The organism is Actinospineispora eucalypti (assembly GCF_039543365.1).
Taxonomy (GTDB): domain Bacteria; phylum Actinomycetota; class Actinomycetes; order Mycobacteriales; family Pseudonocardiaceae; genus Pseudonocardia; species Pseudonocardia eucalypti.
Map to the genome: position 1 here is coordinate 23,201 of NZ_BAABJP010000019.1, position 9,423 is coordinate 32,623.

The following is a 9,423-nucleotide window of genomic DNA, read 5'->3' on the forward strand; positions in this document are numbered from 1 at the left end:
GCCACCAGATGAATGGCCATGGCCAGTGGCTGCGGCGCGACGGGAATGACCGCGGTCAGCGGCCGGCCGGACACAAATGCCAGAGAATGTCCGGCGGACATCGCGCCACTTATTTACTAAGAAGAAGCTAAACCCTATCCGGCGCTGCGATGACGGTGGCGGTGGCGAGCTCGACCTCCCGCATGTTCGTCGAGATCGCGGCCGGGACTGGCGAACCGACCGATACGCCGACCTGGCCCGCGGACCTACCGTGAACCGCGTTGCAGTCGGAGGGGGAATACAGATGCTTCTCGTTGGCTCGTTGGTGACCGTGTTGGCGCTGGCCGCGGGTCCAGCCGTCACTGCGCAGGACATAGCCGGACCGGGCGGCCAGCCCGCGCGGTACCCGATCTGTGGGGAAGGACCGGGCTGTTACCCACACCCGCCGCCGGTGCCAGGTAAGCACCCGGCGCCGGCCCCGGCACCCATCCAGCATCCGGTGCCGGGCCCGGTCGCGGGCGCGATGTGCGGCGAGGACGGGTGCGTGGCTACGCCGTAGTGAGCGGGTTCCGGGACTGGCGATCTCGCCGATGTGTGAGCCGGTCGATGCGTGATCGGCTCGCCCGATGAAGCCCCGAATCCTTGTCACGCCCGCGCTCACCCTGGCCGTCCTCGGCGCGGTGTCCGCGTTCGGCACACCGATCGCGTCCGCCGACCCTTCGGGCTGTGTGGTGCAGCACAACACCGACGCAAGCCACGCGCGGCCGACCTCGGCCTGGAGCTACTGCGCTACCTACCGAGGGCAACACCAGGTATCGGCAATCTGCCGCGATGCCGGGGGCAGGAAGTCGACCCAGTCCGGCGCCTGGGTCGGCGCCGGCCAGAAGTCGATAGTCAGGTGCTACGAGGTTGGCAGGGCATGGAACAGCCTGAAGTAGTCACCGCGGCTGGCGTCGTTCGCCCAGTTCGCCGCCGGGCACTCCGGGGGTTCCGCTGAACAGCGCTCGTCCGACCCGGTTGGTGGTCGGCATCAGCGGGGCGACCGGGATCGCGTACGGGGTCAAGGTGCTCGAGTTGGCTCGAGCCGCCGGCGTACAGACCCACCTGGTGGTCACGCCCGCGGGCCAACAGACCCGCGCCTACGAGACCGACCTGACGGCCCGGGAGCTGGCCGCGCTCGCCGACGTGGTCTACCGCCCGGCGGACATCGGCGCGGCGATCGCCTCCGGGTCGTTCCGCCATGACGGGATGATCGTCGCGCCGTGTTCGATCCGGACGCTGTCGGCGATCGCTTACGGCAACGGCGACAACGTGCTCACCCGCGCGGCGGACGTCACGCTCAAGGAACGGCGCCGCCTGGTCCTGCTGGTCCGCGAGACACCACTCACCCTGGGCCACCTGCGGGCGATGGCCGGGGTGACCGAGTCCGGCGGGATCATCATGCCTCCGGTCCCCGCGCTCTACCTGCGCCCGAGCGGCATCGACGACCTGGTCACGCATACCGCGGCCCGCGCGCTGGATCTGGTCGGCATCGAGATCGACACCGTGCCCCGCTGGGGCGAGCAGATTGCGAGGCCTACGTGAAGCACCTTCGTTCGCTGCGGGAGTTCATCGCCGAGCTCGACGCCATCGGTGAGCTCCAACCGATCGACACCGAGGTCGACTGGAACCTCGAGATCGGCGCCATCATCCGCCGCTCGTACGACCTGACGGCGCCCGCACCGCTGTTCAACAACATCACCGGTTACACAGGCACAGGTTTCCGCGTGCTGGGCGCACCCGGCGGGCTGAGCGCGCCGCCGCACCGCCTGGCCCGGATAGCCCTGGCCCTGGGCCTTCCGGCCACCACGTCCGGCCAGGAGATCATGGAGGCGATCGTCGCCGCCCGGGGGCGGCAAGGAATTCCGCCGGTGACCGTCCCGGCCGCGGACGCGCCCTGCAAACAGAACATCATGCGCGGCGCGGACATCGACCTGTTCGGCTTCCCGACGCCCTTGATCCACGGCAACGACAGCGGCCGCTACATCCAGACCTACGGGATGAACATCGCCAAGACCCCCGACGGTTCGTGGACCAACTGGTCGATCAACCGCATGATGATCGCCGGCAGGGACACGCTCGCGTGCCTCATCCCCGGCCCGCAGCACCTGGGCATCATCCGTGCCAAGTGGACCGCGATCGGCAAGCCCATGCCGATCGCGCTCGCCCTCGGCGTGGAGCCGGCGCTGCCCTATGCGGGGGCGATGCCGCTGCCTGAGAACGCCGACGAGAGCCACTTCGTCGGCGCGCTGTTCGGTGAGGCGCTGCAAGTGGTACCGGCGGAGACCGTGGACCTGGTGGTTCCGGCCACCGCCGAGATCGTCATCGAGGGCCACATCGCGCTGGACGAGCAGGCGATGGAAGGGCCGATGAACGAGTACCCCGGTTACAACGCCTTCGACGCCTCGCCGAAGCCGGTGTTCGCGGTCAGCGCCATCACCTACCGCGACGGCGCCATCCTGCCCGTGGTGGCCGCCGGTCCGCCGGTAGAGGAGGACCACACGGGTACCGGCACCATGCACGCCGCCGAGATCCTCTACCAGCTGCGCGAGGCCGGGCTGCCGGTGGCGTCCACCTGGTTCTCCTACGAGTCCGCGCTGCACTGGCTGATCGTTTCGGTCCGCCACGACTGGTACGAGACGCTGAACATCCACTCCGGCGATCTGGCGCAACGGATCGGCGACATCGTGTTCACCGGCAAGGCGGGGTTCGGCGTGCCCAAGGTGCTGCTGGTCGAGGACGACATCGACATCACCGACGTCAACGAGGTCGTCTGGGCCTTCGCCACCCGCACCCACCCCGAACACGGCGAGGTGCACTTCCCCGCCAAGCCGACCGCCGCCCTGTCGGTGTACCTGGACGAGCGGGAACAGCACACCTACCGGGCCGGCAAGGTGATCTACAACTGCCTCCTGGCCGACCTGTTCCCACCGGACAAGCGACCGGTCAAGGGCACCTTCGAGAACGGCTGGCCGGCCGACATCCAGCGGCGAGTCCTGACCAACTGGCGGTCCTACGGGTACTCAGCTCAGGGCGCGGCGACCAGGCCGGATAGGTAGGCGAAGGCCACCAGCTGTGCCCGGTCGCGGGCGCCGAGCTTGGTCATGGCGCGGCTCACGTGGGTTTTCACCGTGGCGTTGCTGATGAACAGCGACCGGGCTATCTCGGCGTTGTTCATGCCGGCCGCGACCAACGCGGTGACCTCGCGTTCCCTGGCGGTCAGCGACTCGAGCGCGTGCGGGCTGATCCGGGGTGCTCCGGGCCGGCCGCCGAGCTGGGCGATGTCGAGTGCGGTGATCACCTGGTCCGGGCGGTTTCGTGTCACGTGCAGTGCGGCGCCGGCCTGGACGCTGATCGCGGCCATCGTGTGGCCGAAGATGTCGTGCAGTTCCCGGGCCAGGCGCACCCGGTCCTCGAGCAGCAGCCGCCGTTCCGCCTCCGCCGTCGCCTGGGCGTGGCGAGTCAGCCGGTCGACGATCGCCCACTGATGCTGGGGGTAGTAGAACATGGTGGCGCCGGCCGCGGCCGCCGCGATGCTCACCGCGACCGCGAACCTGATCGAAACCGTCCGGGGTGCCGGCTACCGCCCGACCGAACCGCGCGCAATCGCCAGCTGATCCCTGGCCGGCCTCCCAGCTGGTGCTCAACCTCCAGCCTCGGCGCCTTGCGCGACGCCGCGGTTGGCCGCCCGCCGGCCGCGAACCAACCCCCGCGTGGCCAAACGAGCGATCTCCAAGCAGGTCGCCAGCTGCACGAAGGACGCCACCGCGGCGGTCGCCATGTCCGGCGGCCGGACGAGACGTCGTGGCCACCCGGTGACCGCGGGATGGTCACCGGATGGATCGGGATGGCCACGGCCCCGGTGGCCGCGACCCGGTGGCGGCCATGGCCGCGGTCGCTCGGCGGCCGTCACCCGTCTCGGCGGCTTTCATCCACTGAATCCGCGACCCGACATGTCGTGTGGCTCGGCACATTTGCCGTCCTTCGGTGAATATCGCACCCATTGATCATCGATCCAATTGTCGAATTGTTTCCGAAACAACCAGCACTGACCAGTCTGGCGCCATAGGGGAGTGGAGACGTAGCGCCCCCGCGTCGGACGGATGATCACGATGTGCGGAGCCGTTGGGCTTGGCTCGCCCGACCGTCGGAATCCATTACAAGGTTTCCTTTAGGTTGGCCGCACGCGGTGGACACACTCTTAAGATTTCTGTACTCTGAAGTGGCACTCGCGATCGACTCGATGCCCCTGGGCGTTGCGAGGATGCGCTTCCGCGTGAGGTGACCGTGGTTAGCGTCGATCGCTTGTTGCTCGATGCCCCTGTCTGTTCGGGCGTCCCGGTGTATCGACTTGTGGTTCGGCAAGGATGTTCCTCCACGTGACGCCGACCGTGGTTGGTTCCGATCACCCCCAGTTGTTCCTGCTCAGGTGAGCCCTTCTTCGTGCTGGGAGCGTGTTCGGCGATGGTTACCGTGTCCTCGGCTGACACACGGCGCGTGCGCGCCGTCGTGTCGCTGCTGGGGCGCGCGGTGGCGTCGGCGGCTGGCTCGCTGACGTTCGGGAGGGTGTTGCTCGGCGCCGTGCTGCTCTGGCTGGGCGCCATGCTGATCTCCACCGAGGCGCCGAACGACTCGCTTTCCACCCACTCCGGCAAGGTCGAATTGGTGGCGTTCGCGGATTCCTCCGAATCGGACGACACCGACTCCGCCAATTGGACCGACCTATTCGGTGGAAATGGAAAGAAGTCGACGGAACAACATTTGAGTGACCGCGCGGCCACGGCCACGCCCGCGCGGTCGTTGGCCGAATTGCGTGACCGCTACCAGCGGCCAACGGACACCGAAGTGGCCACCTGGCCAATCCTGGAGATCCGCGATGGCCACGACCAAACTCTCAGCAATGGCCACGCCACTCTCACAAGTGGCCACGATCTGGTGGCCACCACCCGCACCATCACCGACTCGGTCCTGAACTGGGTAACCCACCTCCTCTCCCCCCGCGAGTCGGCACTCCCAGCACACCGAGTCGACGCTCTCGGCACACAGAGTCGGCAGTCCCAGCACACTGAGTCGGCGTTTTCAGCACATCCCGCCAACTCACACGTGCCCACGGCGACCACTCCGACGCCCGACACCACGGCACCGGCCCTGGCGACCGCGCTCGAACGCGTAGCCGCGGACGAACGCGTAGCCGCGGACGCCGGCCCCAACAGCACCGCCGGTTCCGGGGACGCCGCCGCCAACGCGACCGGTCACGCCTCCGCGCAACGCGGTCCGTCGGCCGAGCAGGTGGACCGGATGCTCGACGGAGTCGTGGACGCGTTCTCCGGGATCGTCACCGCCGTGGCCGGCAAGAGCGCGGGCGCCAGGGCGCACCAGGCGCTGACCGAGCTGGCTGACGAGGTGTCCACCGCCCTGGCCGCGAGCAACAGGCTCCGCACCGACGGCGACGGCGGCACCAGCACCCCGGCGAGCGCGAGTGACCGGCGGGCGACCAACGCGCGCCCGGACGAGCAGACCGGCGCCGGCTCCGCGCTGAGCCCCGAGCGTGGCTGGCCCCCGCCGGGCTCGGCACGGCCCAGCCAAGCCGGCACCGACGAGATCCCGGCAGCCGGCCGCGAGCCGCTCGGACAACCCGGCCGAGGCCCACCGACCCGCTGGAACGGCCAAAACCAGCAGCGCCCCACCCAAGCAGCGATCAGGGCCTCCGCCGGTGACCCCGGCGTGATCGGCCAGATCCTCGACGCGGTCTTCCAGTTCGCCCTCCGCGCGCTCGCCGGCAACCAAGGCGGCCCCGCGAAGCTGGACGAGCAGACCACCGACCTGGCTCACAAAATCGCCGGCATCGTCTCCAAGGCGGCCGGCAGGGACGCCGGCCAGCGCACCGAGCAGGCGTTCAACACCCTGTTCGACCACGTCACCCACCGCACGCCGGACGAGCAGACCGGCGGCTACGACGACTCCGCGGCCCACACCGACCGCGTCCTGCAGGGCCGCATCGACATCGCCAAGGGCGAGCAAGCACTGGCGGCCGAGAAGCAGAAGGTCGACGCCGGCAAGGGCAGCGCCGCCGCCTACGCCCAACACGTGAAGGCCCAGCAGGCCCTGGTCACCAAGGTCGACGCGGACGCCGCCACCCTCTCCCCGGAGCGCTCCGCACTGATCGACCGGGTGGTAGAGGGCAACGTCGAACAGCAGCGCCAGCAGGCCCAGTACGACGCCGAGCGCAAGCAGCTCGCCGCCGGCAAGGTGAGCCGCCAACAGTTCGAAGCCACCCAGAACCGCCTGATCGCCACCCGGGCTCGCGTCTACGCGGACACCAAGGAGCTGGCCCGCGCCACCGGCCACACCACCGACGTGCGGCTCGCCGACGGGGACGGGCCGACCGCCGGCTGCACCACCAGTGGCGCGTTCGGCGAGTGCGCGGCCACCGCCGGCCGCGACCAGAACCCCACCAGATGCATGGCGCTGTCCGGGCTCTCCTCCTGCGCGGCCACCGCGGCCACCGGCGTCAACCAGAACCAGCGCGCCTCCGCCGAGTGCGATCTGACCGGTTCGAAGCCCAACTGCGGCGTGGGCGCCGACGCCACCACGGACACCGGCCGGAAGGCCGCGACCACCGACTGCGACGTCCGAGGGGACTGCGTGCTGACGGCGCGGTCCGGTCCGGACGGGGCGGTTTCCCGGTGCGAGTCCGCGACCGGCTGCCACGGGGTCGCTTCCGCGCCCGCGCCCAAGGGCGCCGTCCAGGACCGGGTGGTCGCCGCCGCGTCCTGCCCGGGCGAGTGCGTGACGACGGTGACCTCCAGCCTGGCCGGCGTCGACGCCGACTGCCAGTCCACCCGGGGTGGCTGCGACGCGCACAACTCCGGCAAGCGGTCCGGGCAGCTGAGCCAGCGGGGCGACTCCCAGGGGCACTGCGCCGGCGGGGCCACCGGCTGCCACGTGACCGCTTTCCTGGCACTGAACGAGTCCGGCGACGGCGCCAACGCGTCCGGCGGGCTGGACTGCGGCGGGGTCAGGGGCTGCTACGGGAACGGCGTGGCCACCACCTCCGCGACCAGCCCCAACCGCACCACCAACGGCAGCGGCAACTGCAAGGTCCAGGTCGGCGGCTGCGGTACCACCGCCGAGTCGGCCACCCCTCTCGCCATAGATGGCCTCACACGCGACGGGCACAGCCACACCACCACCCAGGTCCGCTGCGCCGGGCTGGCCGACTGCCTCGGTGACGGCCGCGCGGACACCGCCGGCCGGGGCGCCGGCGACCCGGTCACCAACCCCACCACCGGCCGCACCGCCCCCGCGGCCTGGAAGAGCAGCAGCGCCACCGGCGGCTGCACCACCACCTCCGGCGACTGCGACGGCACCAGCGACACCCTCACCGCCGTCGACACCAACACCCCCGGCGGGATCCGCGCGCTGCACAGCGACAGCTCCGGCGACGGCTCGCTGGACTGCCCACAATCCGACGGTCACTGCTCCGGCACCGTCTACACCCGCGCCACCGCCGCCGACGCCAGCTACTCGGGCGGCCAGCCCCGCACCTCCACCGGCAGCGGCGGCTGCCAGGTCACCGGCGGCAGCTGCCGCGCCGAGGCCAACTCGCTGGCCACCTCCGGCACCGGCTTCCCCGGTCCCGGCCAGACCGAGGCACCCGGCCCGTCCTCCACCTCCACGTCAACCGCCTCGGTGACCTGCCCGACCGCGAGCTGCACGGGTTCGGCGTGGAGCGCCGCCAGCACCTCGGACGCCACCGGCACCCACAGCACCTCGCACACCGTTGGCTGCACCGGCGGCCCCTGCTACGCCGAGACCAACTCCACCGCCGGTACCTACGACCAGCCCCACTCGACCTGGACCCAGCGCCCGGAAGCCACGCCAACCGGGACAGAGGGCGGCAGCGGCAGCGGGACCGGCGGCGGTTGCGGCCCGAACGGCTGCCCCATCCGCACCGGCGCGACCACCATCCCGGCCACCGGCGCCCCCGTCGCCGGCACGTCGGTCGCCAGCACCCCCGTCGCCGACCGGTCCGCACCGGCCGCCACCTCGGCTGACTCGTCGCCCACTTCCGGCTCGCCTGGCGTGTTCGGATCGTCCGCTGGCTACCCGTCCCGCCTGATCGCCTCCCGCTGGGACGGCGGCGGCTGGGGCCTGCCCAACACCCCACCGGCGGGCGCCCCCGCCCCCGGCGGCGCGGCGTTCGGTGGGGCGCCGTCCGGTGGCTCGTCCGGCTCGTCCGGTGCGGCCGCCGTGCTCGGTGACGACACGTCCGGCGGCGCGTTCACCGAAGCTGCCACAGCGCCGGCGGGTGCCGGCATCCCGCGCAGCGGGCACGGCAGCGCGACCGCGCGCGGTCCTCCGCCGGCGGGCGCCACCTTCCACACGTCATTGCAAGCCCTCACCTCGCGACTCGCGACGTGGGGGCTTAGTCATGCCCGGACCCGGACCGACCCGTCCCACCCCCCTTAGCGCCCATCCGACCGAACCCAGAAACCAGAGGTGATCCCCCTAAACCAATAAGGAAGCGAAATGAAAGCTCTGATTGTCGAAAACGACCCGCAGATGGCCCAGAAGCTGATCGACGGACTCCGCCGCAACGGCGTCGAGGCCGTGCACGCGCCGGACGGCTGGCAGATCGTGAACGCCCTGGGCGACGTCGACGTCGTGGTGCTGAACATCCGCCACCGCGACCCGGAGAGCCTGTCGCTGTGCCGGGTGGTCCGCGCGATGAGCCAGGTGCCGATCGTGGTCGGCACCGCCGACCGGGAGCTGGCCGGCAGCGTCTCCGAGATCGACGACTGCCTGCTCATGCCGTACAAGATCAGCGACCTCGCGGAGCGCCTGCGGGCCGCCACCCAGCGGCAACGCGGGTCGGAGGAGAACCCGGTGATCCGGCAGGGCGACGTGGAGATCGACCTGGTCAGCCAGACCGCCACGGTCGCCGGCCGGCGGGTCGACCTGGCCCGCAAGGAGTTCCAGATCCTCGCGCTGGTCGCCGCCGAGCGGGGCGGGGTGTGCACCCGGGAACGGCTCATCGCGGAGATCTGGGGCACCCCGTGGCCCGGCGTGCAGGACACCCTGAACGTGCACGTGGCCACCCTGCGCGCCCGCCTCCGCCGGCCCGACCTGATCAAAACGGTGCGCGGAACGGGGTACCGGCTCAACTGCACGCAGGCCCCACCGGTGCCCTGTTCGGCCAGGTGAGACGGTGTGTTGCGTGCCAACCTTAAGCTTCATTTGGCCTTATGGCCCATACCAACGCGGCTGCATATCGTGGCTCTCGAAGCGATCGGAAAACCTCTTCGTGAGTTGCACCGTGGTTGGTTTCCGATCGTGGGACTGGAATCGACTCGGCGAACTGTGGCATGTGCCCGCGCCGAGGATGGGCCACCGCAAATGGTT

Annotated in this window: 6 protein-coding genes; 5 read left to right on the forward strand and 1 reads right to left on the reverse strand. The window is 70.6% G+C overall.

The annotated features are described in order from the left end of the window. Positions 1–605 precede the first annotated feature (605 nt). The 3 genes from ABEB12_RS20225 (at position 606) to ABEB12_RS20235 (ending at position 3,077) form a co-directional block, all read left to right on the forward strand. Positions 606–917, forward strand: a complete 312-nt coding sequence (locus ABEB12_RS20225; RefSeq protein WP_185063366.1) for a hypothetical protein — start codon at positions 606–608, stop codon at positions 915–917. A gap of 82 nt (positions 918–999) precedes the next feature. Beyond that, positions 1,000–1,563 (forward strand): UbiX family flavin prenyltransferase, encoded by a 564-nt coding sequence (locus tag ABEB12_RS20230; protein WP_345702980.1) that lies wholly within the window; start codon positions 1,000–1,002, stop codon positions 1,561–1,563. After that, positions 1,560–3,077: a UbiD family decarboxylase gene (locus tag ABEB12_RS20235; RefSeq protein WP_185063365.1), complete on the forward strand. Its 1,518-nt coding sequence runs from the start codon at positions 1,560–1,562 to the stop codon at positions 3,075–3,077. Before ABEB12_RS20230 ends, ABEB12_RS20235 begins: the two co-directional genes overlap by 4 nt. Here the strand turns inward: ABEB12_RS20235 and ABEB12_RS42145 are convergent. Then, positions 3,047–3,526 carry a response regulator transcription factor gene (locus ABEB12_RS42145; RefSeq protein ID WP_185063385.1) on the reverse strand — a complete coding sequence of 160 codons (480 nt, stop codon included), beginning with the start codon at positions 3,524–3,526 and terminating at the stop codon, positions 3,047–3,049. The two genes, ABEB12_RS20235 and ABEB12_RS42145, sit on opposite strands and share 31 nt — an antisense overlap. A 989-nt stretch (positions 3,527–4,515) precedes the next feature. Here ABEB12_RS42145 and ABEB12_RS20250 point away from each other — a divergent pair. Beyond that, entirely contained in the window at positions 4,516–8,490 is a 3,975-nt protein-coding gene (locus ABEB12_RS20250; RefSeq protein WP_185063364.1) for a hypothetical protein, read from the forward strand. Between the two features lie 60 nt (positions 8,491–8,550). Further along, a complete protein-coding gene (locus ABEB12_RS20255; RefSeq protein ID WP_185063363.1) occupies positions 8,551–9,225 on the forward strand; it encodes a winged helix-turn-helix domain-containing protein in 675 nt (224 codons plus the stop codon). The last annotated feature ends 198 nt before the right edge of the window (positions 9,226–9,423 follow it).